19 protein-coding genes are annotated in these 25,081 nt (G+C 35.6%); 4 read left to right on the forward strand and 15 right to left on the reverse strand.

Annotated elements, in window-relative coordinates:
* Positions 1 to 2 precede the first annotated feature (2 nt).
* The 7 genes from Q0543_RS13890 to Q0543_RS13920 all read right to left on the reverse strand — a co-directional run bounded on the left by Q0543_RS13890 (position 3) and on the right by Q0543_RS13920 (position 11,550).
* Positions 3 to 2,348, reverse strand: a complete 2,346-nt coding sequence (locus Q0543_RS13890) for a TonB-dependent receptor (protein ID WP_299254284.1) — start codon at positions 2,346 to 2,348, stop codon at positions 3 to 5.
* Positions 2,349 to 2,447: 99 nt separating this feature from the next.
* Positions 2,448 to 3,086: a response regulator transcription factor gene (locus Q0543_RS13895; RefSeq protein WP_299254287.1), complete on the reverse strand. Its 639-nt coding sequence runs from the start codon at positions 3,084 to 3,086 to the stop codon at positions 2,448 to 2,450.
* A 128-nt stretch (positions 3,087 to 3,214) separates the two neighbouring features.
* Entirely contained in the window at positions 3,215 to 5,038 is a 1,824-nt protein-coding gene (locus Q0543_RS13900; RefSeq protein ID WP_299254290.1) for an IucA/IucC family siderophore biosynthesis protein, read from the reverse strand.
* Positions 5,022 to 6,188: an MFS transporter gene (locus tag Q0543_RS13905; protein ID WP_299254293.1), complete on the reverse strand. Its 1,167-nt coding sequence runs from the start codon at positions 6,186 to 6,188 to the stop codon at positions 5,022 to 5,024. Before Q0543_RS13905 ends, Q0543_RS13900 begins: the two co-directional genes overlap by 17 nt.
* A 161-nt stretch (positions 6,189 to 6,349) precedes the next feature.
* Positions 6,350 to 7,684 carry a SidA/IucD/PvdA family monooxygenase gene (locus Q0543_RS13910; protein ID WP_299254296.1) on the reverse strand — a complete coding sequence of 445 codons (1,335 nt, stop codon included), beginning with the start codon at positions 7,682 to 7,684 and terminating at the stop codon, positions 6,350 to 6,352.
* A 1-nt stretch (position 7,685) separates the two neighbouring features.
* Complete coding sequence (locus Q0543_RS13915) at positions 7,686 to 10,118, reverse strand: GNAT family N-acetyltransferase (protein WP_299254299.1); 2,433 nt, start codon at positions 10,116 to 10,118, stop codon at positions 7,686 to 7,688.
* Positions 10,096 to 11,550, reverse strand: a complete 1,455-nt coding sequence (locus Q0543_RS13920; RefSeq protein ID WP_299254302.1) for an aspartate aminotransferase family protein — start codon at positions 11,548 to 11,550, stop codon at positions 10,096 to 10,098. The genes Q0543_RS13915 and Q0543_RS13920 overlap by 23 nt, the downstream gene beginning before the upstream one ends.
* Positions 11,551 to 11,875: 325 nt before the next feature.
* Here Q0543_RS13920 and Q0543_RS13925 point away from each other — a divergent pair, with 325 nt between their 5' ends.
* On the forward strand, positions 11,876 to 12,883 hold the full coding sequence (locus Q0543_RS13925) for an AraC family transcriptional regulator (protein WP_299254305.1): 1,008 nt from the start codon (positions 11,876 to 11,878) through the stop codon (positions 12,881 to 12,883).
* 104 nt (positions 12,884 to 12,987) lie between these two features.
* On the opposite strand, the gene Q0543_RS13930 is transcribed toward Q0543_RS13925, so the two are convergent.
* Positions 12,988 to 13,746: a DUF4397 domain-containing protein gene (locus Q0543_RS13930; protein WP_299254308.1), complete on the reverse strand. Its 759-nt coding sequence runs from the start codon at positions 13,744 to 13,746 to the stop codon at positions 12,988 to 12,990.
* A 190-nt stretch (positions 13,747 to 13,936) separates the two neighbouring features.
* Here Q0543_RS13930 and Q0543_RS13935 point away from each other — a divergent pair, with 190 nt between their 5' ends.
* Both Q0543_RS13935 and Q0543_RS13940 read left to right on the forward strand, forming a co-directional pair.
* Positions 13,937 to 16,270 (forward strand): TonB-dependent receptor, encoded by a 2,334-nt coding sequence (locus Q0543_RS13935; protein ID WP_299254311.1) that lies wholly within the window; start codon positions 13,937 to 13,939, stop codon positions 16,268 to 16,270.
* Between the two features lie 2 nt (positions 16,271 to 16,272).
* Positions 16,273 to 17,667 carry a PepSY-associated TM helix domain-containing protein gene (locus Q0543_RS13940; protein ID WP_299254314.1) on the forward strand — a complete coding sequence of 465 codons (1,395 nt, stop codon included), beginning with the start codon at positions 16,273 to 16,275 and terminating at the stop codon, positions 17,665 to 17,667.
* A gap of 70 nt (positions 17,668 to 17,737) precedes the next feature.
* Here the strand turns inward: Q0543_RS13940 and Q0543_RS13945 are convergent, their stop codons facing one another.
* The 7 genes from Q0543_RS13945 to rpmB all read right to left on the reverse strand — a co-directional run bounded on the left by Q0543_RS13945 (position 17,738) and on the right by rpmB (position 22,822).
* Positions 17,738 to 19,111 (reverse strand): DEAD/DEAH box helicase, encoded by a 1,374-nt coding sequence (locus Q0543_RS13945; protein WP_299254317.1) that lies wholly within the window; start codon positions 19,109 to 19,111, stop codon positions 17,738 to 17,740.
* A gap of 236 nt (positions 19,112 to 19,347) precedes the next feature.
* Positions 19,348 to 20,661 (reverse strand): 30S ribosomal protein S12 methylthiotransferase RimO, encoded by a 1,314-nt coding sequence (gene rimO, locus Q0543_RS13950; protein WP_299254319.1) that lies wholly within the window; start codon positions 20,659 to 20,661, stop codon positions 19,348 to 19,350.
* A gap of 12 nt (positions 20,662 to 20,673) precedes the next feature.
* Positions 20,674 to 21,162 (reverse strand): hypothetical protein, encoded by a 489-nt coding sequence (locus tag Q0543_RS13955; protein WP_299254322.1) that lies wholly within the window; start codon positions 21,160 to 21,162, stop codon positions 20,674 to 20,676.
* A complete protein-coding gene (ftsY, locus tag Q0543_RS13960) occupies positions 21,152 to 22,114 on the reverse strand; it encodes a signal recognition particle-docking protein FtsY (protein WP_299254327.1) in 963 nt (320 codons plus the stop codon). Before ftsY ends, Q0543_RS13955 begins: the two co-directional genes overlap by 11 nt.
* A gap of 109 nt (positions 22,115 to 22,223) precedes the next feature.
* Positions 22,224 to 22,379, reverse strand: coding sequence for a DUF4295 family protein (locus tag Q0543_RS13965; protein ID WP_299254330.1), 156 nt, complete (start codon positions 22,377 to 22,379; stop codon positions 22,224 to 22,226).
* 12 nt (positions 22,380 to 22,391) lie between these two features.
* Entirely contained in the window at positions 22,392 to 22,574 is a 183-nt protein-coding gene (rpmG, locus tag Q0543_RS13970) for a 50S ribosomal protein L33 (protein ID WP_299254333.1), read from the reverse strand.
* A gap of 5 nt (positions 22,575 to 22,579) precedes the next feature.
* Complete coding sequence (gene rpmB, locus Q0543_RS13975) at positions 22,580 to 22,822, reverse strand: 50S ribosomal protein L28 (RefSeq protein ID WP_299254336.1); 243 nt, start codon at positions 22,820 to 22,822, stop codon at positions 22,580 to 22,582.
* A gap of 924 nt (positions 22,823 to 23,746) precedes the next feature.
* Here rpmB and rocD point away from each other — a divergent pair.
* Positions 23,747 to 24,979 (forward strand): ornithine--oxo-acid transaminase, encoded by a 1,233-nt coding sequence (rocD, locus tag Q0543_RS13980; RefSeq protein ID WP_299254339.1) that lies wholly within the window; start codon positions 23,747 to 23,749, stop codon positions 24,977 to 24,979.
* Positions 24,980 to 25,081 lie beyond the last annotated feature (102 nt).

Raw genomic sequence — 25,081 nt, forward strand, 5'->3', positions numbered from 1 at the left:
AATTATTTTTTATTTATTTTTAATTGAAGGGACGTATAATACAATCGCCCTGGAATAGAAGAAATGTATTGAGGGTTTTTATAATTAAAGACATTATCCATACCTACTTGTAAGGTAAACCAGGATGTAATTGTTTTTCCAACAGACATATTTGCCAACCAATATCCCTTTACGTATTCATTATCTACATCTAAAATCAAGTTGCCATTCATATCACCAAATCCATATCGACCTCTATAAATGGCACGTATAGAAGCACTCCAACCCGTATTTTTATTTAAATAAAATAATTTAAAATTCGCCATGTGCTTGGATCTATTAAATAACCCGCCATATTCTTTTTCTGAAATAATAGAAGTAACATAGGTAATAGGATCACGCGCATAATATTGCCCTTCTGCAATATCTTTAACAACTTCTTTATTTTTTGCTATCAAATATTGATAGCCTGCACTTATAGAAAAATGCTTATGAAACTGATATGCTAAATTTGTTTCAACACCTTGCGTAAATACTTTGGAAACATTATAATAAGTATACACCGATTGCCCGTTGGTTTTCATTGCAATGGCAGATGTTTCAATCATATCATTTATATCATTTCTGAAAACATTCAATTGCCAATTCATTTTTTTAGAGAAGTCAACATTCCAACCCACGTTTATAGCTACAGAACGCTCTGCAGTGATAGGTTTTAAAGTAGTTGGATCAATGAATGTTTGAGCAATCAAACCTTGTTGTTCCAACTGGGTGTATTGTGCCAAGACCTCCTCCGACCCAAATACACTATAACCTGCAACAGGATTTGTGAAATTGAGATATAGCTGGCGAAAGTCTGGGGCTTTAAAACCTTTTCCGACTGAAGCGCGGAATGTAATTTTTTTCGTAGCATTGTATTTAATAGATAACTTCGGACTCAATTGTTTTCCATACACACTGTGCACATCGTACCTAAATCCTGCAATAATATTAATCTTCGATAGTGGTTTCCAATCGTGTTGTACATAATAAAATGTACTATTGAATCTTTTTTTATCGGTATAACGCGTTGCACTTACAGATTCGAAGGTTACACCCGCGCCAAGTATGGTTTCATTTTTTTTATTCCAAGTTTTAGATCCAATCAACTCCGGTCGATTAAACGTTTGATTGAAATAACTATCATCGTACAAACTACCATCCGCAATATTTGTCATAACAGCACTCGTATGATAAAAGGTGGAATACATTTTTAATAAAAGGCGTGTATTTGAATTAAGTGAATAAGAAATTTGAGGTAATAGATTCCAATCATATTGATTCCCTACTTGATTGATCTTATAATCAATCCCATTTTCTGAAAAAGAAATATTTGAATTCTGATCTTCGAAAAAACCACGTGCAAATAGCGATGCCTTCAGCCTTGGGTTAAAACGATACGCTACTTTTTGTTGCAGTGTATAATTGTGATATGCAGGGACTGTTTTATCTTCCGTATCTGGAACTAAATCATAACCTGAAGTTGAATATCTATTGGCAAATGCAGAGTAACTAAACTTCTTTGTGCGAAAAAAACCATCCAATGAAACATCACTCGTATTATTTGTACCGTAGCGTGTACGAAGTCCAACACCGGCTTTTTCTGTTGGCTCTTGTGTAATTATGTTGATGACACCTGCTAAAGCTTCGCTTCCATATAAACTAGAAGAAGGGCCTTTAACAATTTCAATTTGTTTGATATTACCAACAGTCATTCTAGATAAATCAAAAGTTCCAGCTGTTCTGCCTATTAATGGAGCACCATCAATCATAATCATGGTATACTCTGGATTGAAACCTTGCAATTGAATTCCCGTTCCGTGATCGTTAATAATAGCCAAACCCGTTTGCTCTTGTAATACTTCACTTAGGCGCATAGAACCCATTTGCTTTATTTGGCTTTCTGTAATAATCGTAACCGGTATGGGAGAATCTTGAATACTTTTTTCTGTTTGCGTTCCTGTAACAACAATTTCAGGTTGATCTGATTTGGCTTGCGTATGTAAAACTATTTCATGAACTTGATCTGAATGCACATCCACCAATTGCTCTACTGTTTCAAACCCTAGTTGAGCAAAGACCACCGTATATTTTCCAGGCTTAACAGCATGTATGCAGAATATGCCTTTTGAATCGCAATTAGTTCCCATTGATGTTCCCTTCAAATAAACCAAAGCAAACTCGACAGGTTGTGAACTATCCGAAACAATTTTACCTTTAATGATTCCGTTTTGAGCAAATGCTGAAATGGAACTAAATAAGGCAATGATTAAAATGATATGTATAAATAGCTTTTTGATAATCTTATTATTTAGATTGATTCTAAACAATACAAAAGTAGATTCTTAAATTGAAGGCTGCAATACTTAAAAAAGTGGGTTTTTGTATACCAAAAAAACAGTAGTACACTACCCTAATTAACTGAATAATTAAGAACGAGAAACAATTTTATTATCTAAAGCCCAAATTATCAAATCTGTAGACTTTTTAACACCTGCTTTTTTCATAATATTTCTACGGTGCGTAGCGATCGTCTTTTCACTAATAAATAAAATATCTGCTATTTGTTCGTTTGACCTTCCTTTACAGATGTAGCGTAAAACTTCTAATTCCCTGTCGGAAAAGCTAAAATCTGAAGTGGCATTATTTAAAAGTCCTTTTAATAAAAGTTGCGTAATATCCCCCACAAAATATTCTTTGTTATTATGTACTTGCTGTATAGCATATAACAACTCTTCTTTTAAAACATTTTTTCTTAAAAACCCTGTTACTCCAGCCCGAACAGCCATAACTAAGGGTAATTCACAGTCACAGTCTGAAATAATTAGAAATTTTAACCTTGGATGTTTGAGCTTTAAATCTTGAATAAGATCACGAACGGGTTCTTTACATAAATTCAATTCAAAAATAAGCACATTTGGATTAGAAGAATCAATATTATTATGCAAATGAACCAAATCGCTCGATTCTCCAACAATTTGAATGTGCTCCGCCCCCGCTAATGTTCCTTTAACACCCTCTCTAATAAGATAATGCTCGTCTGCTATAAATACTTTTATATTATCCATACTACATTCATACTATTTAGAATTAGTCTAAATGGCAAATGTAGCATATATTAAGCAAAAATCCTTGCACTATTTAGAACTAGACTAAATAATACAAGGATTAATATTACATGGAAAAACCATGTTTATTAACAAGAAGAGACTCTGTTTTCGGCTGCAGGATTTGTAAGCACGCCACAAATTTCTGGAACTGGAATTGATGCTTCTTCCGAGTATCCATAGGTTAATAATCGAACCCGATTAATACAAACCCGAATAAATTCAGGAACAAATAAATCGAATTGTTCGTAGCGATCTTTTAATTCGGGATGTTGTTTTTGATACCCATCTATAACTTCGGCAACATTTTTCCAAAATACTTTTTCGTCTAAGCCCACATAACTATGGAACACATTTGATAAATACCTAAATACTCCATCAAACACACCCGATAAAATAAATAGTGTAGCATATTCATCATCAATATCTCGTAAAATATGTTGGGCTTCTTTTGGAGCTTCTTTTTTCCCATCTTGTGTCAGAACAATTTCTTCTACAAAATCTTTAATGATAATGCGAACGGGAACATAATCCTGAATTACCAAAATTGTATTCTCACCATGGGGACTGAAGAAAAATTTATGCTGATAGAAAATATGAAGTATCGGCGTTAAGTATGCGTTCAAATAGCTCTTCAACCAATGTTCAGCAGTTAAGCCCGACTTACGTATCATTTCGGCTGTAAACGATTTTCCGTTTTCATCCACATACAGCAACGATGCCATGGTCATGATGCGTTCGCCTTCATTCAAATAGTTTGAAGCACTCTCTCTCCAAATTGCACCCAATAATTCTTTGTAATGATACGGACCATTTTCAACTTGTTCGTAATGTTTATGCTTATAGCCAATTGTTGCTACTTCACCTAGCAATGTAAATCCAAGTCGTTTCAGAAAAGGATCTGTCATTAACTTACTTTTTACCCAGGTTGTTATAAAAGGTGCAATTGAAAGTTTCGCCGGGGATAATCCGCGGTATACAGATGTATTTAAAATTGAGATTGCCGTTTTAACATACATTTTTTCTGGTTTGTCAATATTGAAAAATGTTCGAATTGACTGTTGCGGCGCATAGCTATCATTCCCTTTTCCAAGCGGTATGATGTATTGATTGGCAATATCGCCTGCAAATAAAAATGTCAATTTATGTTTCCATTGCCATTCGTGCACAGGTAAAAATAAATAATCATTCGGATCCACTTCATGCGAAAAAAGTACGGCATTAAACGCATCCTGCAGATCAATGCCCAATTCCTCTTGCATCAAACGTGGGTAATCGTACTCACAAGTATGTGCATATAATGCCTTGTTTTTGTGAACACCCAACCAAAATAAGCTTGTCATCTTACTCGCTTCGGGTACAAAATCTAAATAATCTTCATAGCTAAAACCAATACGTCCCTTATTAACTGTAGCCCAGGGATGTCCATCCATTTGGTGTTCAATAACCGTGTACGTAGCATCAATTAAAAGATGTGCATCAATCCTGCCTTGTGCTAAAATAAATGCATCGGCGTATAAGGTATTATATGTTTCTTCAATAAATTTTGATAGTGTTAATGGTTTTACACCAAGTGTTTCCTTCATATCTAAAAAGAATTGAATAACATCTACCTTAGATTCCGGCTTATCATTTACATATTTAACAACCGAACTGGGATCAAGATGCCAATAATCCATCGCGCGGTACTCTCCAGAAAATGTATAATAAACAGTAGGGCTATCTGTCGCCAATTGAAAATTTACACGTGCTGTTTCTGTTTTAGTTCGTACAGGTTGGATCAAACATTCATGTAAAAATTCGGAAAATACTTTTGTAATATGTTTGCGGTTGACCCGATTCCAGACATCTTTTTTAAGGTGTTTAATACCTGTCTGAATATCATGACCAATTAAATTATCGGAATGATTCATATCTATGATGTTTGCGTTTAAATGAGATACTTGTGATTATAATTATTGAAAGAAAGAATAAAGATATAAGGAATGCAATATCAAACTGAACAGCTAAGCCAAGTACTGCAATTTGACTACCTGTATACAATGGCGCTATGAGATAAGCAGTATTCTGAATTGCGTGAATTAAGCCATACCATACAGCAACATGTCCGCTACTTACTGATTCAAAAAATAACAAATCGAGATACACACATAAATAGAACAACAAAAATCCATACACAATCCGAATAAGGCATGTAAGTATAAATAGCATTTCAAATTGTTGCGCATATACACTGGCTGCGAAACAAAAGGCAATAATCATCATGGTTGCATTTGAGGGCAAACGGCTTTCTTTTTTAAAAATAAAATAGAAAAGAATAACAGAGAAACTAGGCAGTATAAATAAACAGCCTGCTTCTAAAATAGTATATCGGTAGTTTATTTGATTCAAAATAAAATCAGTATAAAAAGGTCGAAGTGTTGTTGATACGAAATAGATAAAAAACGTAAGGATGGCAATCCGAATAAATGTATAAGCAGATATAGAATATTCTTTGCGATCAATATTTTCAGTAGCTGCAAGCACAGTATTCGGAACTAAAAAATAATAGCTGATAACCATCTGTAAAAAATCAAATGCAGCTATTATAAAAAATATATGTTGAATATTAAATTGTTGGATCCAGAGACTACTTATTAAGGCAGAACAGATCATGCCTACATTTAAAATAATCCCCAGTATACTAATCTCTTTATATCTTGAACAGCTGTGCTGAATAAGATGCGGATAAATAAGTAGGTAGCTTGCTTTAAAAAAAACCATCAGTAACGATAACACTAAAAATAATGTATAGCTGTTACAATATGCAGAGGCAATGCATATAATACCTGCCATACCTTGCGTACATACAAGTATGTTTCTTAAAGAATATCGTTTACTGACAATTGCCCAAATAGGATATGCACCCATAAATACAATTCTACAGGCTGCAATATACCAACCCACAGTATTGGAATCCTGTATATCAAACACCTGTTTGAAATACATAGGATAGTATGGTGCAAGTAATGATTCTGCAAAAATTGCGAGAAACGAAATGATAAATAAGATAGAACGATTCATTCATAATTCGTTACATTCTTACACGTAATTGGTCGAAAAGACACAAACACGGAGCAAAAACGGTTCATTACTTCTTTTTTAATAACATGCATGTGGTTTGCAAAAAAGGCACAACGATGGTCACTTGAAATAATAATTAATAATAGGAGACGGTTCATCAATTAGTTTTTATTAACAAAGAGTTCTGCAATTTCATTGACCAATGGAGTTGCTGTGAAATTCTGAAATGCAATACGTTTTTCAACTTTATAGTATTCGTACCCTAAGATTGTATTAATAATACTGGCGTTTCGATAAGCGCCCATACCCAAATCTGGCGTCACAAAACCATGTGTATACAATTCTCCATTCTGAATAAAAATGGTATTATTACCCTTATCAATCGAGTAATTACGGGCTGTAAGATATTTACCGCTTTCGGTAACATTGATCAGCGACCGAATTGCATCCAAACATTTCGGTATGCTGTAACTATATCCTGTTGCTAATATTACGGCATCGGTTACGTTGGTAAAACCACGCTCCTGCTGAGTGTGATAAAAGTGCAAACGAATACGCTTATCAGGAGTTTCTTCCATGGAAAGCAATTCAGAGCAAGGAGATAAGGTTACAGGTAAGTTTTCTTCGTCTACACTTTGCTGATAGAGCGTATCATAAATACTATTTATCAGATCGTAATTAATTCCTTTGTACAAGGAATTTTGCCCTTTAAGAATCGATTCACGTTTAGATGCTGGCAATGCATGGTAATGATCTACATATTCCGGCGACGTTAACTCAAGCGTCAACTTCGAATATTCCATTGGAAAGAAACGATCCGGTCTGCTAAACCAATTCAATTCTGCTTCTTCATTTCGGTTTTGAAGCAGGTCGTTAAATACCTCAGCAGCACTTTGTCCAGAGCCAATCACCGTTACAGATTTGCGCGCTGAAAATTCTTTTTTATTCAATAAATAATCGGATGCATGACACACATACTGTGCATACTCCGGTTTTACATAAGAAGGAAGTTTTGGCGTATTACCAACACCGAGCACAATATTTTTTGTTGTATACCAATTCGCTTCGTCTGTAATAGAATTCTGTATCAGTACACTATATAGTTTACTGGTTTCATCATAGCTTATCGTAACAACTTCGTGCCCAAACCAGCAGTTTTCTAATTGACTCAATACCCATTGGCAGTATTTATTGTATTCTTTTCTCAGCATGAAGAAATCTTCTCGTATATAAAATTTATACAAGCGATCAACTTCTTTTAAATAATTCAAAAAACTAAACGGACTGCTTGGGTTGGCCATTGTTACAAGATCCGCCAAAAACGGAACTTGTAAGGTAGCATCATCAAACATCAAACCGGCATGCCAGTTAAATTCTTTTTTCCGATCAATAAATAAACAAGTAAGATCTTTGATTGGATGTGTCAATGCGGCAAGACCCAAATTAAAGGGGCCAATACCAACACCAATGATATCATATATAACTTCTCTACTCATGCTATACCAAATCAGAGAATACGTTTTCTAAAATAGTTGCATTCGGAAATTTTTCCTTGTACCATTCGCGCTCGCAGAATGTAAGGTTGGCCGTCTTATGAGGCATTGTTAGTACCTTTTGAAATTTGAATCCAAGTCTTGTAACCAACATATGCATGGGTTTTGCATTTACATCTGCTTCGCCAATACATTTACCCACTTCTTGTTGATTGAATATATACTCCATCACGGCCTGAGAAAGCTGCATCGTATATTTTTTATTTTTATCTGTAGGTGCAATCAGTAAATGTGCACCATAATCTGTTGGAAGTGCATCGTAATATTTCCCTACACTATCACGCATTGGCCAATAAGGTTCCATCGTGAAAGTAGCTTCTCCATTGATCTCACCAACTAATGAATGTGAATACTCTGCATCCATCAACATAATATAAAATTCTTCCAGTTCGCGAATAGGCCCATCCATTTTCCAGAATGCTTTGGTATGTTCCATATTAAACCACTCATGCAGCATGCTCAAATCTCTAGATAGATCAAAACCACGAAGCGTAATCGTTATGTCCTGTTCCGGAAAATATTTTACATGTAGTATATCTTTTGTTTTAGGTTTGATCAAACTCGGACAGAAGTACCGATACATAAATGGATTTGGATACTCATTATACACTGCAGGGTTTTCAATTGGCTGGCGTGCTTCATCCATATTCTGAATGGTTGTAAGTAAATTTCCTTTAACATACCAATCGCGTGTATTGAGCATGTAGTATACAAAACCTGTCGTATCCTTCAGCTTAATTGCTTCTAACTCTTCTGCAACAATATCTAGTAATATGTATTCGGAAATTAATTTGTTTACACCAAATGCATTTATCAATCCTAAAATATTATTATACATAATATAGTATGTATACTTCGGATGAATCATTTCTTCTGGAACAATAGACATACTGCGTTCGGCCAGATCGGGCACTTGAGATACTAATTCTTCTGCTTTTCCTTCTCTAAAAAAATATCCCTGATTATCGCGAAATAACAATTTAGATGGATAGCCAAGAGCATCCATCTCCAATAACACATTCTGTTGATGTGCTTCGCACGCCAGTCCGTATTGGTTATAAATTCCAACTAATGGAAGCACACTTACTTGAATATATTTGCGCATCCAGTTTACAGATGCTTCTTCTATTGTAACATCCGTATTTGCAGCAATACGTTCTATGATGTTTTTGATACGTGCTGGCTGATCATAAATTCCATCTTGTGAAAGACTGGCAATCAACGAAACATTTCGGCCTGCATCTTCTTTGTAAAATGAATTTATTCGAACAACGGTATTGAAGCCTTCGATCCAAGCATTGTCCCCTCCTTTGATCATAAAGAATCCAGGGTCTGAAACAAATTCAAGCTGAGGATAATCAGCCGCAAGATTCTCACCCCATGCGGTCTTCATCAAGCGACTGATATCATATCCTCTCCATAGCTCGCGTTCAAGATTTATGCGTTCAGAATTTGTAATTTTAACATGCAATGAAAATTTAAACATGTATGGAAAATCTTTGCTATATACCGTACGTACAGAAGACGTAGGTGTAAAGAGCGGACCAGCTTCTCCCAGATATTTCAAATCACCTTTTAATAATAATTTCTGTACCTGCACATCATTCATAAGATGCAATGCTTCCCACGGGTGACATGGAATTACGATATCGGAATTATGATTAATCAGATCTTTTATCGTCTGCGATGTTCCTGAATCATTCAACAAGGTTTCTTTTAATACGTCAGAAACAGGATTTTCTAATGTACTTTGCTCATTCACAATGTCCGGATCTGCTAAAAAATAATGCAATTGAAACGATTCACTGCACTCCGGCGAATACTGAATCAATGCTGCTTCGTTGAAACCCATACGACTTTTCGCAACGGGATGCATCTGATGACCTAACAACAACGATTGCTCTGCCTCAATAAAAGATTGAATGGGTTTATTGATATTTTTTAATTTTCCTTTTCCTTCAGCATAATTTAAATATGCTATTGTATTCAACAAACTTTCTGCAACACGACTTCTTAAAACAGCATTGTCTGCATCATGAAGTTCTTCGATATAAGCAACAAAGGTTTGAAGTGGAATCGTTACGAATGCATCTTCTCTCGAATTTCTGGTGATAACAGGAAAACGAAATACATGACGCCCTGTTGGTGAGAAATAATCTACGGCGCAGTAAATTTCTTTTTCAGAAGATGTGTTTTTAATTTTAATCCATTCAAAATTACCCGATTCATTCATATATGCAGCCAAAGCAGGATCATGCTGTGGCACGTGGTTGAATTGATGCCAACATGTATGCTCCTTTAAGAAACAGTTGATAATGGTAGAGAATACATAATTTGTACTCCATTGTTTTTTATTAATTATTTCGTGCGTATTCATTGCCTATGTTTTTTATTAGTTCTAAAATGATTGAAATGTCTTTTGTATTTGTAACCGGATTGAGAATGGTAAACTTCAGGTATACGTCGTTATTTACTTTTGTACTTGCCACAAGTGCCTTGCCAGAATCCATCAGTTTTTTACGAATGAATTGATTCAATGTATTAAGCGCTGCAACCTTTTTAGAATATGGGTTGTATCTAAATAGAATGGTGCTGATCTCCGGCTGATTTAACAATTCAAAGTCAGGATCCTTATCAATTATAATAGCAGTTTGTTTGGCGGTGTAAATAATCTGATCAATGTACTCGCCCAACACATCTTTACCCATCAAGCGCAACGTGAACCAAAGTTTTAATGCATCAAAGCGACGTGTCGTTTGTATCGTTTTATTTACCTGATTCGGATAGCCGTCTTTCTCCTGTTCAATTGGATTAAGATAGTCGGCATGATAGCACATCAGTCTCAAGGTATCTTTATCGCTTACCAATAAAGCGCTAGAGCTTACAGGTTGGAAAAATGATTTATGATAATCAACCGTTACAGAATTCGCGAATTCAATTCCGTTCAATTTATATTTATGATTATCACTCAACATCAGTCCGCAACCATAAGCAGCATCTACATGGAACCAAGCGCCATACACCTGTGCCAATTCTCCCAACTCAATTAATGGATCGATACTTCCAAAATCCGTTGTACCAGCGGTTGCAACAATTGCAATCGGAATATTTCCTTGTGCAATTTCTTTTTCCATCAATATTTTTAATTCCTTGGTATTCATTTTAAACCGATTACCAACAGGAACACAAACAACCGCGTTCTCTCCTAAACCAAGTATGCTACATGCCTTTTTAATACTGAAATGACTTTTCTCTGAACAGAATACACGAAAACGTTTTGCATCTGCTGGCAAGCCTTCTATTTTTACATTATAAGCTAAGGTGCGGTTGATATAATAATCACGCGCCATAAGCAAAGCCATTAAATTGGATTGTGTACCACCGCTTGTAAATACGCCATCTGCAGAAGGCCCTAAATGTAATTGGTCACAGGTCCAATCAATCAATTTCATTTCCATCAAGGTAGCTCCAGCACTTTGATCCCATGTATCCATTGACGAATTCAATGCACTTATAATAACTTCAGCTGCAAGTGTTGGGGTAACAACGGGACAATTTAAATGCGCAATGTATTTGGGTAAATGAAAAGACACTGCATGCTGGCAATAAAGTGCTTTTACTTCTACCAACAACTCATCAATGCTTGTACTTGTTGTATTGAAATCTATTGCATGAACTGCAGGTTTTAAATCGGCCGGATTAATTCCTGAAAACGGTTGATTCGCATTTCTAAAATGTGTCGTTACAAAATCAATGGTTTTCTGCAATATCTTCGCATAATGATTAATATTTGCCTCTTGATGATTCATGATATGAATCTGGTTGCTCTTATTTCGTACAAACAAACTGCCTATCGAATTTCTTACTTTTGTATACATACAATTTTCCTCTAGTGTGAGTATGTGACAAAAGTATGCTGAAAACAGCCGTTGCAATGTGCATTTCGGGAAAAATTATGTTCCATTCCGAATTTTGAATTATTAAAATAATACAATTTTAAAATATAGAAAAATAAACTAATTTAACTATTTCAAGAACATATTACTGTTATTTATAATTAAATAGGCATAATTTTGATTATTTCAATAATTAAATTAATTTAGACTAATTAAAATTAACTACAATAAATTCAAAATGAAAAACTTTACCATTCACGATTTTCTAAAAAAAGTAAGTTCAAGCCTTTCTGCTGAATATACACTTGAAAATAAAGTAAGCAAGGTGGTAATTAATCATCTGCAAGTTGAAGGAAGTATCATAGGAATTGAAATTGATAAAGGAATTACATTCACCATACATGATTTAATTATTAAAGAACCTTTAATATTTAAATCATTAATAGATATTGAATATTTCAAACTCAGCTTTTATCTAGAAGGTGATTATACTGTGGGAACAAACTACACGGAAGAAGAAGAGTCAATACAGAAAGGAATCTGTAGAGGATTGTTTTTTAAAAAGGGTGCGATCAATACAATTCTACCAAAACAAAAACGCATCTACTCAATTGATATCAGCTTTCATAAACCTGTTATCAGAAAATTGCTTGCTACGATGCCGGGTACAGAAGAAACACGAAGAAAAATTAAATCTTTTTTAGAGAGTTCAGAAAACGTTATTTTCAAAAGTCAGATTCCTGTTCAGATATATCAAATTTTGAATTCAATTACAGAAACACTTGCTAAAACGGACGATCATCCTATTACACAAAAATTACAATTACTATCACAAGCATTAAACTTAGTTAAAGAGATCACTGTTTCTACGGAAGAACTGTTGGACAATTCAATCAAACAAGCCTACCTAACCTCTCTGGATATCCCAAAACTATTGCATGCAAAAGAATACATTGATCAAAATATAAGCACACCCACAACCTTAAAAGAGCTTTCGAAGATTGTCTGTTTGAATGAATTCAAATTAAAGAAAGGATTCAAAGAACAATTCAATACCACCGTACATAATTATATTGTAGAGCAGCGCTTATGTACATCGTGTGTGATGTTAAAAGAAAAAAGCTGTCCGATCAGTGAGATTGCTTACGCCATCGGCTATCAATGCCCTAGCAAATACATACACTCGTTCCGTAAGAAATTTGGAGTAACGCCAGGCAAATATAGGAAGTTAGTGGTAGCTGCTTAATCATCAAATGCACCTTACAGAAAACACATCTACCTACTTAGAAAAAAAATAGTGGCGCTTTTTTGCACCACTATTTACTCAAACAGATCAATTTCAAACAAAGATTATTTTACCACTTGATCTTCATGAACAATTAATTTATAACTCCCTACTGTTCCGTGACCGAAAATAACATACGTAAAATGCTCGCCTTCGGTACCAAGCGCTTTATCTGTTGGAGCATACACAATATGTGTAGAACCTGATTTATAACCCGCAAGAGGCTCATCCGTTTCAGTACCTGATTCAATTATTCTCCACTGCGCTTCAATACCAGCTGTGTAATTTCCAAATGCACTTGCAGTACCAAAAGCTATATTTTCATGCGTACCAGTAACCGTTGCCCACAATGCATATGTTGGATAATATGCTTGAGAAGAAATAGTTTTAACAATACTTGAATCGTATACATTCAAATAACGATAGGCAAACTGCCCCGTTGGCGCTGGCGTTCCAATAACATCTTCAATTACTGTTACGGAAGGCTGTGCTGATGTACCATAAACAACAAGGGTATAGTACTTGTCTTGTTCAATCGTTACAGGCAATGTTTTGGAAGTACCACCGATAGTAAATATTAAATTGTGCGTACCTTCGGTAGTTCGTATATACGCCGAATAAGAGTCTGAACCAACAGTAGCTATGGCATCATTGTCCAACTTGAATGAAATGGCCGAAGAATTATCACTTATCGCATTCACAATAAGTACGCTGGTATTTTTAGGAATTACTAGTGTAGGAGCTGGTGCATCCTCATTATCTTTTTTGCAAGAAACAAATAGTGAACTGGCAATTGCAAACGCAAGGATATAATATTTAAACATAGTTTTATTTTGTTTTATTTCCTGCAAAAATATTACTACTTATATAGTATTAGATGTGCCAATTTGTATAAAAAATATACTAAAACGGACTATTACATTATACGAATTCGCCTATTATAAATCCGTTTAGGATTAATTCAACTCCAAAACATTAGCGAAATTTGACTTCCCAATTCAATTAGATTCATCCATGCGTATATTCTTCTTAATTCTATTCATTCAAACGTATTGTTTCAGTGCGTCGTCCCAAAATCAAGTATCAGGCTTTATTTACTCCCGTACAGATTCAACGAGTATCCCTTTTGCATATCTACGATTAGAACATAAGGGCTTACAAATCCAACAGAATACGACTGATGAAAATGGGCATTTCATTTTCACGAATCTAACCGACAGCTCATATCAACTAACTGTAAGGGCTTTAGGTTTTAGATCTACTTCACAAATTATATTAAATGCAAATGTTTACAAGATATATCTAGAAGAAAATCCAGCAGAAGAAATAACTGTATATGCAGACCGATTTGGAAAGCGTGAAGAAGAAGTTATTTCAATAACCATACTCGACAATAAAAAAATCATAGAACAAACATCAATAAATTCCAACCTGAATGAAATGTTAAGTAAAACAGTACCTGGTATGGCTGTTAGCACAGAGTCTGCCAGCACATATGGGCAAGGCATACGAGGTAGAGACATGTTGGTATTGATTGATGGAGTTCCTCAATCCACGCCTGTACGAAGTTCATCTCGTGAGTTACGATCTATTGATGTATCTGCAATTGAACAAATTGAAGTAGTACGAGGAACAACTGCATTATATGGTTATGGTTCAACAGGTGGTATTGTAAATATGGTTACTAAACGACCGCTCTATAACAAAGACACGATTCAATTTATAAGTTCGATTTCTGGAAATACGTCATTGGTATTTAACAACGATGCGTATTTAAAAAGCAGTCCGCTGGGTGGTAGGCTTTCTCAACAAATCTCTGGACAAAAGAAAAATGTGTATTTCAATTTGGGAGGTACTATTGAACATATCGGAAAATACTATGATGCAAAAGGATCCACAATTCCGCTTGATCCTTTGGGGCAAGGCGGCATGGCAAATACGAACAATTATAATATTCAGGGAAAGCTCGGCTACAACATTGATTCTGCATCATCCATTGAGGGTTCCGTAAATTATTACAACAGTTTACAAACTGCCGGATATAATGCAGTTGCCGGAGTATACGGTGTTTCAAAAGCTACAGCCAGAACACGCGGGGCTTATCCTGATGAATTGGGAACAGCCAACAAAACATTGAACACAACACTTCGGTATAGAAACAATACATTTATCGGAAAAACATCATTGAACGTTTTGGCTTACTACCAACAATCGTACGCACGTTTTCCATACGATCCCAACTCTGCGTATTTTCCGGCATTTAATGGAAATACATCCGCACAAACCTATATTGAATCAGACAAAATCGGTACTCGCATCGATTTTAAAACAAAAACACCATTGAAAGGAAATTCGCTAGACTATGGTTTAGACATTATTTCAGACATCACAACGCAGCAATTAACAGATGGCAGAGTTTGGGTGCCGCCAATAACTCAATTGAATCTGGCTCCTTTTATACAAATGCAACAGAAATTTCGAAAAGTAATTATCCGGGGTGGCGCACGTTATGAAACAATACAGCTAAAAGTTTCTGACTTTACAACATTAAGCACTACTACACCTGGCCATTTTGTTGAAGGTGGAACACTTCAATACAATCAACTATTATTTAATGCAGGCATTCGTTACAATATTGTTCGTTATTTTTCTCCGTTTGCTTCTTTCGGACAAGGGTACGCAACTACAGAAGTAGGCCGTGAATTAAGACAAACAGCAGCAACAAAAGTTACCGATTTAAAACCTAAAGCTCAATTAGTAAATAATTATGAAATGGGATTTGATTCGCGAATCGGAAAACGATTACTGGTTTCTGCAGTTGGATTTTATAACACATCCAAGTTTGGTGTTACGCTAATCGGTACATCTCTTGATGTACAACGTGCTCCCGAACATGTATATGGAGTAGAATCAGAAGTTACGTACACACTAAAAAAATGGCAATTTAATGCGACGGCTTCGTATGTAGAAGGAAAAGTAGATTACGAAAACGATGGTACATATAATAACTATCTGCAGGGAACGCGCATTGCACCACCTAAGGTTACAGGAAAAATATCATACGACGTCACACAAAAAATCCGTATAATTGCTCAAGGCGTATACGCTGGGAACAGAAAGCGATTCGACAATCAAGTACAGAGTTTTGGTATGGGCAATGTCAATTCGTATACCTTGTTTGACTTGATTGTAAATTACAAAATCTGGAAAGGAGATTTAAGTTTGGGTGTAAACAATGTATTAAATACCTTCTACTTCCCTGCCATCTCTCAATTTGCAGCAGCTAGTTTATATTACGTAGCAGGTCGGGGACGTACTGCTTCAATCACTTATACCATCCGATACTAAATATGTCTATTCAAAAAAAACAGATTTATTTAATACATTCTTGGGCAGGCATACTTGCAGGTATTGGTTTATTGATCTTATCCGTAACCGGATCTGTTTTATGTTTTAAAGAAGAACTGGAGCCAATTGTTTATCCTGAATTATATGCTTTTGAAGGTGCGCAACCCATACAAACATATGATGTATTGTACAAAGAAGCTACAGCGAAATATACAGACTACTTTCTATTGCGTATCTACCCTCCTACTTACAGCAATGAAACATATAAAGCCTATATGTTTAAAAAAGATAATATCGAAGAAGAAATTCACATCTATTATACAAAAGCAGGTTGGCAGCAACTACCAGACCGCTGGCTACATGTAGTAGAAGACTTGCATATTTATTTATTAATGACGCGCTATACTGGCATGGTCTTTAATTTCATACTAAGCTTCTCATTGGTTTGTGTAAGTATAACTGGATTCTGGATCTACAGAAAATCAATCTACAAGATTCTATCTTTCAATTCTAAATTTGAACTAAAATCACTTGTCAATTGGCACAATAATATTGGATTGCTATCCCTTGCATTTTGCTCGTTGATGGGCACGACAGCTTTGATTATCACCTTCCCTTCTGCATTCAGCGGACCAATAAAGCCGTCCATTTTACAGATAGAAGCTATTAACTATAATATAGATATGATGCTCGCTAAATCCATTTCGTATAAATCAGACAGCACAGAGCGATTAAACAACATTACGTTACTGAAAGATAAAATTCAATTTCATTACAATACCCCTACCTATAAGAACGGCGCAATAGGAGAATTTACACGTGTATTATTAGATACAAAAACCGGTGAAAAAATAAAGCTCTCTGGCAAATCCGAAACTGAATTAATGAAAGCATTAAATAGTTGTGTATCGTTTCACTTCGGAAATTTTGGTGGATGGACTACAAAGATTATTTATTCTTTGAGTGGGATATTCGTATCAATCCTTGTTATTTCTGGTGGATTATTGTATTTCAAACGAACAAAAAAAATAAGTTGGAACAAAAAAATAGACATTGAAAAACCAATAGTTGGTTCTGCAAAAAAACGTTTTATTCAAGTACTTAAATACTGGATGGTTATTTATATTTCATTTTTCAGTATTGGTTTGCTATTCGGATTATTTATGGGACAACCTATTAAATCAGGATTATACTTAACTGTTTTATTATTATTCCCTTTTATATTGAATCTTATATTTTTAGTACTCTTCCTACTAATGTATCATATAATACGATTGATTCGAAGAAAAAAAACAACACAATTTATTTCTGCATATAGCAGCCTTTCTTTGTATTTTTTTACACCAACGTTCGTCTGGTATGTTATTATGTATTTCCTCCCTAATATTCATTTTTAATATACGGTTTCGCAAAAAAGCCTCAATAGATTTTTATGTCTATTGAGGCTTTATTTATATAATGTTGATTTTAATATCGGTTTGGCTTGATGATTGTCGCTCCTTTATCGCTTTCAAACTTTGGTGTAATGCGGGCAATTTCAATCTTTACTTTTCTACCTTTTATTTTTTCTTCTTTCACCAATTTAATAACCGACTCTACCTTTGAACGTTTTACCGCCGCATACGCAAACTCGTCTTTTACTTCAATCAAACCTAGTTCGTCTTTTTCTAACAAACCTTTTTTAGATAAGAATCCTACGATATCAATTTTATTAATTTTGTCTTTTTTGCCTGCACTGATAAACAAGGTTTCCCATTGAGGCAATAATGGACGAATTTTTTCATCCGACAATTTTAAAATATCAGGTTTAGACGTAATGTAATCGGGTAACAATACATCTTTGTGTAACAACATATACGCAGTGCCTGTTGAACCCATACGTGCTGTACGTCCGTTTCTGTGTGTAAATGCATCTATCTTATGCGGCATTTGATAATGAACCACATGCTTTACATCTGGTATATCAAGGCCTCTAGAAGCAAGATCGGTTGTTACCAACACATTGGTGCTGCCGTTTCTGAATTTCGTTAAAGTACTTTCACGATAGCGTTGATCCAAACCACCGTGGAAATTATTATTTATAATTCCATTATCGGTTAAGTAGGTACACACATTTTCCACTTCGTCGCGTTGGTTGCAAAACACAATCACCGATTCGTTTCCAATCTGACAAAGCAAACGCAATAAGGTATCAAATTTATCTTTTGAATCTGAAAGAACTGTTTTAACAGACAAACCGCTCGCTTGTCCGGTGATGTAATTCAAGGTAACAGGAGACTGCATCCCTGTGAATTCAGGTATCTTGATCGCTTGTGTCGCAGAAGTTAAGATGCGTTTTTTTACGTTCGTAAGTTTCCCTATAATGATTCCCATGTCTTCTTGGAAACCCATTTCAAGGGATTTGTCAAACTCATCTAATACCAATGTTTTCACATCGTCTAGATTTATATTTTTACGATTGATGTGATCCACAATTCTACCGGGTGTACCAATTAAAATTGCAGGCGACTGTGCAAGATTATTCTCTTCCACATCCATCGGGTGGCCGCCATAACAGCAGGTTACTTTAAAACCTGTTTTCAAACTTTTGAAAACACTTTCAATTTGTAAAGCCAATTCTCTCGAAGGCACTAAAACCAACGCTTGTATCGCATTTGAAGAAACAGATAGTTTTTCAAAAACGGGCAATAAGAAACCCAATGTTTTCCCAGAACCTGTTGGCGATAGTAAGATTACATCACTTGATTTGGCATTTGCCGCAAGCGAATCTTCTTGCATTTGATTTAAGGATTCGATGGATATGTTGGCGAGCAGTTGCTCAATGGTTGGTTTATCGGACATGTCTTATTGTTCTTTCTTAATAAATTACTTCTGTTAGAAAATTCCAAGTAACAAAAAACAAATTCCAAACAACTAGAATAAACGCTTTTTTTGATATTAGAATTTCAAAAAGAATATTTTTTGATTATTTATACTGAAAACTCTTTATTGTGGTTTTTAAAAGATAAACCAGAATAAAGAGTCTTTGTTATTTCTTCCGTTTGGAATTTGTTTTTTGTCTTTTGGAATTTAAGTTCCTACTTAACGATCTCACCAAACAAATCAAACTCCGCAGCATCGTTTATTTTTACATTCGCAAAATCACCTACGCGCACGTACTGATCTTTAGCAGACACCATTACTTCGTTATCTACCTCCGGACTGTCATGCTCGGTACGACCGATGAAGTAACCGCCTTCTTTGCGATCGAACAATACTTTGTAGGTATTGCCAATTTTTGCTTCATTCAATTCAGCAGAGATGCCTTCTTGAATCGCCATAATTTCAGCCTGACGTTCTTCTTTTACTTCTTGCGGAATTGTATCTTCCATTGAATACGAATGCGTATGCTCCTCGTGCGAATACGTAAATGCACCCAATCGATCAAAGCGTTGCTCTTCCACAAACGAACGTAATTCGTCAAATTCTTTTTCTGTCTCGCCCGGGTGACCAATAATCATCGTGGTTCTGAAAGCAATACCAGGAACTTTATCACGAATGGTTTTGATTAGGTCTTCTGTTTTCGGACGGTCAATTCCTCTGCGCATCAACTTCAGCATTTCAGTTGATCCGTGCTGTAGTGGCATATCAATATACTTACAAATATTACTACGCTCTGCCATTACATCCAATACATCCAATGGAAAGCCTGATGGGTAGGCATATTGCAAACGAATCCAATCGATGCCTTCTACATCGGATAGGTTTTTTAATAAGTCTGACAGGTTTCTTTTTTTATAAATATCAAGACCATAATACGTAAGATCTTGTGCAATCAATATCAATTCTTTTGTTCCTTTTGCAGCCATGTTTTTCGCTTGCTTCACCAAATCTTCCATCGGTGTAGAAACGTGCACGCCACGCATTACAGGAATGGCGCAGAATGAACAGGGACGATCGCACCCTTCTGCAATCTTCACATACGCATAATGGGACGGAGTAGTTAGCAAACGTTCCCCAATCAATTCATGCTTGTAATCTGCTTTGAATTTTTTAAGGATCGCAGGCAATTCATTCGAACCGAAAAATGCATCTACTTGAGGCATCTCTCTTTCTAGATCGTCTTTGTAGCGTTGGGATAAGCACCCTGAAACATATATTTTATCAATCAATCCATTTTCTTTCGCATCTACATAACGTAAGATGGTATCAATGGATTCTTGTTTTGCATTATCAATAAAGCCACAGGTATTGATGATAACCACATTCGAATTATCTTTCTTCGATTCGTGTTCAGCCTCAATTCCATTGCCGCGCAATTGCGTTAATAGATTTTCGGAATCAACTAAATTTTTAGAACAACCAAGCGTTACAATATTAACTTTCGTTGTTTTATTTCCTTTTACTTTCACGTTAGGTATTTTTTATTCTGTGTATGTTGCATTATAATCGATGTAAATCGTTACATCACTAACCGAGTCTTTATAAACTGTTACTGGTAAAAACAATCCATCATCGCTTATATGCGAATACAATCGATTGTTTTCATCAATGAAGATGGAATACATTCCTGGTGGTAAACTACCAGCAAAATTTCCATTTTTATCTGATTTAATGGAATCCAACACTTCTGTATGTATAGAATTCACAAAGGTTCCGTAAGAAAGATCTACTTCTTGTAAACCTGTTAACGGATAGAAATATATTTTACGCTGAACGCCCACTGCCGTTCCGTTACTTAATAAATGTCCTTTCAAATCGAAGGTCCCTTCTTTGAAAATAACTTTACCTTTAACGCCCTGTTTCGGTTCAGCGGGGTCGGTTTCTCTATTTGTATTAAACGACAATTGACTCTCTCTGCATGAAACAAAAAGAATCAACCCTAAAAAAAATAATTGTAATTTATTCAGCACCTTGAAACAACGAATCAACAAATTCATGTTTATTAAATACTTGCAGATCTTCCATTCTTTCTCCAACTCCAATATATCGAACAGGTATTTGAAACTGATCTGAAATTCCAATAACAACGCCACCTTTAGCGGTACCGTCTAATTTCGTAATTGCTAAGGAAGTAACAGCTGTTGCTTTTGTAAACTCTCTAGCTTGTATAACAGCATTCTGCCCTGTACTTCCATCCAACACCAACATAACATCATGCGGCGCTTCGGGAATAAACTTTTGAATCACACGTTTAATTTTAGAAAGTTCATTCATTAAGTTCACTTTCGTATGCAACCTGCCTGCTGTGTCTATAATCACTACATCAGCCTTCATATCTACGGCTTGTTTCACTGCATCAAACGCAACTGCTGCAGGATCAGTATTCATTCCGTGCGCAATAACAGGTACGCCAACACGCGCTCCCCATAATTGCAATTGTTCAACAGCTGCTGCTCTAAATGTATCCGCAGCACCCAAGACAACTTTTTTACCATGTTTGTGATAATGGGATGCGAGTTTGCCAATAGTGGTTGTTTTGCCAACACCATTTACACCAACAACCATAATTACATACGGAACACCATTTGTTTCAGGGATTTCAAATTCTTGATTATCAGGAATTGCATCTCCAACCAACAAGTTAACAATTTCTTCTTTTAGAATTTTATTGAGATCACTTGTGCTTACATACTTGTCTGTTTTAGCACGATCTTGTATGCGACCAATAATTTTCAATGTCGTTTCAATTCCCACATCAGAAGAAACCAATACTTCTTCCAAATTATCCAAAACCTCATCGTCCACTTCGGTTTTACCCAGAATAGCCTTACTCAGTTTTGAAAAAAAACTGGTTTTGGTTTTTTCTAATCCTTTATCTAATGTTTCTTTTTTCTCTTTTGAAAAAAAACTAAATAAACCCATAATTGCTTGTTTCTAAATCAATAAGCTACTTTCAAGCTACATAACAAATATAAAACAAAAAAAGTCCCAAAAGGGACTTTTTCCATAAGATTATGCAACCGTAAAAGAATTACTTTTTCAAAGCTTCTTGAACATCTGCAATTGGAACTATTTCTTCTTTGAAAGAATATGCACCGGTTGTTTTTAGTTTTACTGCTCTAATTATTTTCGAGAAACCTTTGTTAGGATCTGTACTCTTAAGAGACGCAACTACCTTCTTTGCCATAGTAGTAAGTGATTATTTAATTTCTTTGTGAAGTGTATATTTTTTAAGAACCGCGTTGTATTTTTTCAACTCGATACGCTCTGGCGTATTCTTACGGTTTTTAGTTGTTATGTGACGGCTTGTACCAGGTAAACCTGTAGCTTTGTGCTCTGTACATTCCATGATAACTTGGATTCTGTTTCCTTTTTTTGCCATGATTACTAATATTTTTTAAGGTAACCTAAAGCTGAAGCTTTTTCCAAAACTGCAGCCAAACCTTTTGAACTAATGGTCTTAATCGCTTTTGCAGATAACTTTAATGTTACCCATCTGTTTTCTTCGGAAAGGAAGAAACGCTTCTTCTGAATATTAGGTGCAAATGTTCTCTTCGTCTTATTGTTCGCGTGAGATACATTGAACCCTGATTTTGTTTTCTTTCCTGTTATTTGACAAACTCTGGCCATGACAATACAATTCTAAATGCTAATAGGGTTGCAAATATCTGAAAAAATCCCTTAAAGACCAAGCCGTACTCTAAAATTATTGTTAAAAATCACCTATTGTGGAAAAAAGAGCTAAATAAGTGCCCTATTCGTCAAATTTAGCATTTTAAAAGAATACGATTTCAATGTATGTAATGCCCCCTCCCTAATAAAACGTAAAATATACAGCTAGTTTACGTTTTCAAAATTGGTACAACATTACGATCCATACCCTTGCTCATTAAGGATCGCAATAAAAATAATCCAGTTTATATCTAAAAAGGATCGGTTATAGTAACTGTATAGTAACTGTATAGTAACTGTATAGTAACTGTATGGGAACTGTATGGAAACCATATAAGAAATACTAATTAGAGATTATTAGAAAAGTGCAAAACTGTTATATCTAAGCTCTTTTACCTCGGTCTGTGTCACACCACAGCCGTCAACTTAAGCTTTTATTCAGAATTGGATATACGACTACGCTGGAGTCGATTTGTTTCTGGCTATGTTTTACTATAAATATTTGATTCCTCTGGAGCCATTTCTAACAATCATTAGTTTAAATTTGACAGTTTCGTTTTAAAACATGGAAATTTATATCAAACTATAAACTTAATAAAACTTTAACCTGTTGGTAATGAATCCGGAGGAGTCAAATATTTATAAAATGGAATATATAAGAATTACCGACTCCAGCGGAATCACACATTTCCTTAGGTTAACGGCTATGGTGGCACACAGACCGAGGTAACGTAACAAAGAAATGCTATATTAACATCCGTACCATTATTTTACACATCTCTCCCATCCTTCTTCCATCTATTTTTTGTACCTTTGTAAGCCGTTTTGAGGCTTTAATGGATCAACGGCTATACTATAAAAATACTTTAAAACAATCACATTATGAACACTACTGTATCTCTTAGTCAGCAGGCTATCGAACTTGAAGATAAATATGGCGCACATAACTATCATCCGCTTCCGGTGGTTTTAGCCAAAGGAGAAGGTGTTCACGTTTGGGATGTTAACGGAAAGCATTATTACGATTTCCTTTCTGCATACAGTGCCGTAAACCAAGGCCACTGCCACCCACGTATTATCAATGCGATGATTGAGCAAGCGCAAAAATTAACGCTTACGTCTCGTGCATTCTACAACGATAAATTAGGTGAAGCAGAAAAGTTCATCTGTGATTTATTCGGTTACGATAAAGCATTATTAATGAACTCAGGCGCGGAAGCAAATGAGTCTGCTATAAAATTAGTGCGTAAATGGGGATACCAAGTAAAAGGCATCCCAACAGATAAAGCGGTGATTGTTGCCGTAGAAGGAAACTTCCACGGACGTACAACAGGAATCATATCTGCCTCTACGGATCCTGATTCAAGAAATAACTTCGGTCCGTTTATGCCGGGTTACCACATCATTCCTTACAATGATGTTACAGCTTTGGAAGAAGCACTTAAGAATCCAAACGTTTGTGGCTTCTGGGTTGAGCCGATTCAAGGCGAAGCAGGTGTGTTTGTACCAGGCGATGGCTATTTGAAAAAAGCACAAGAATTATGTACACAATACAATGTAATCTTAATGATGGACGAAGTACAAACAGGTTGCGGCAGAACAGGTAAATTAACAGCTTGCAATCACGAAGGCGTACAACCTGACATGTTGATCTTAGGAAAAGCAATCTCTGGCGGAACATATCCTGTATCGTGTGTACTTACTTCAGATGAAATCATGTTGACTATTAAGCCGGGCGAACATGGTTCTACCTACGGTGGAAACCCATTGGCCTGTGCGGTTATGGTTGAGTCCTTAGCCGTTTTGATGGACGAAGGAATGATTGACAATGCAGCTGCCATGGGAGAAATTTTCCGCGACAGAATGAATGCATTGAAAGAAAAATGCGATCACATTACATTGGTTCGCGGTAAAGGATTGTTAAACGCAATCATCATCAAGCCAACAGCAGATGGACGTACTGCATGGGATGTATGTATTAAACTTATGGAAAATGGTTTGCTTGCAAAACCAACCCACGGCGACATCATTCGTTTTGCACCTCCATTGGTTATCAATGAAGACCAAATAAATGAGTGCTGCGATATTATTGAGAAAACATTGATGAGTTTCTAAGAAGTACTAAGTACAGAGTACCAAGTACGGAGTACTCTAATGCTAGGAAATTCAAATACATATTTAAGATTTAAAATTTAAAAAGGAGTTTTAAGTACTTTG

Source organism: uncultured Cytophaga sp. (genome assembly GCF_937863595.1).
Classification (GTDB): Bacteria; Bacteroidota; Bacteroidia; order Cytophagales; family Cytophagaceae; genus Cytophaga.

Coding starts and splice junctions, on each gene's coding strand:
- Q0543_RS13965 (WP_299254330.1), bottom strand. CDS start 22,379: ATGGCAAAGAAGGTAGTTGCGTCTCTTAAGAGTACAGATCCTAACAAA.
- Q0543_RS13905 (WP_299254293.1), bottom strand. CDS start 6,188: ATGAATCGTTCTATCTTATTTATCATTTCGTTTCTCGCAATTTTTGCA.
- Q0543_RS13915 (WP_299254299.1), bottom strand. CDS start 10,118: ATGAATACGCACGAAATAATTAATAAAAAACAATGGAGTACAAATTAT.
- rpmB (WP_299254336.1), bottom strand. CDS start 22,822: ATGGCCAGAGTTTGTCAAATAACAGGAAAGAAAACAAAATCAGGGTTC.
- Q0543_RS13945 (WP_299254317.1), bottom strand. CDS start 19,111: ATGTCCGATAAACCAACCATTGAGCAACTGCTCGCCAACATATCCATC.
- rocD (WP_299254339.1), top strand. CDS start 23,747: ATGAACACTACTGTATCTCTTAGTCAGCAGGCTATCGAACTTGAAGAT.
- Q0543_RS13910 (WP_299254296.1), bottom strand. CDS start 7,684: ATGAGTAGAGAAGTTATATATGATATCATTGGTGTTGGTATTGGCCCC.
- Q0543_RS13925 (WP_299254305.1), top strand. CDS start 11,876: ATGAAAAACTTTACCATTCACGATTTTCTAAAAAAAGTAAGTTCAAGC.
- Q0543_RS13935 (WP_299254311.1), top strand. CDS start 13,937: ATGCGTATATTCTTCTTAATTCTATTCATTCAAACGTATTGTTTCAGT.
- Q0543_RS13895 (WP_299254287.1), bottom strand. CDS start 3,086: ATGGATAATATAAAAGTATTTATAGCAGACGAGCATTATCTTATTAGA.
- rpmG (WP_299254333.1), bottom strand. CDS start 22,574: ATGGCAAAAAAAGGAAACAGAATCCAAGTTATCATGGAATGTACAGAG.
- Q0543_RS13920 (WP_299254302.1), bottom strand. CDS start 11,550: ATGAATCATCAAGAGGCAAATATTAATCATTATGCGAAGATATTGCAG.
- Q0543_RS13900 (WP_299254290.1), bottom strand. CDS start 5,038: ATGAATCATTCCGATAATTTAATTGGTCATGATATTCAGACAGGTATT.
- Q0543_RS13930 (WP_299254308.1), bottom strand. CDS start 13,746: ATGTTTAAATATTATATCCTTGCGTTTGCAATTGCCAGTTCACTATTT.
- Q0543_RS13940 (WP_299254314.1), top strand. CDS start 16,273: ATGTCTATTCAAAAAAAACAGATTTATTTAATACATTCTTGGGCAGGC.
- ftsY (WP_299254327.1), bottom strand. CDS start 22,114: ATGGGTTTATTTAGTTTTTTTTCAAAAGAGAAAAAAGAAACATTAGAT.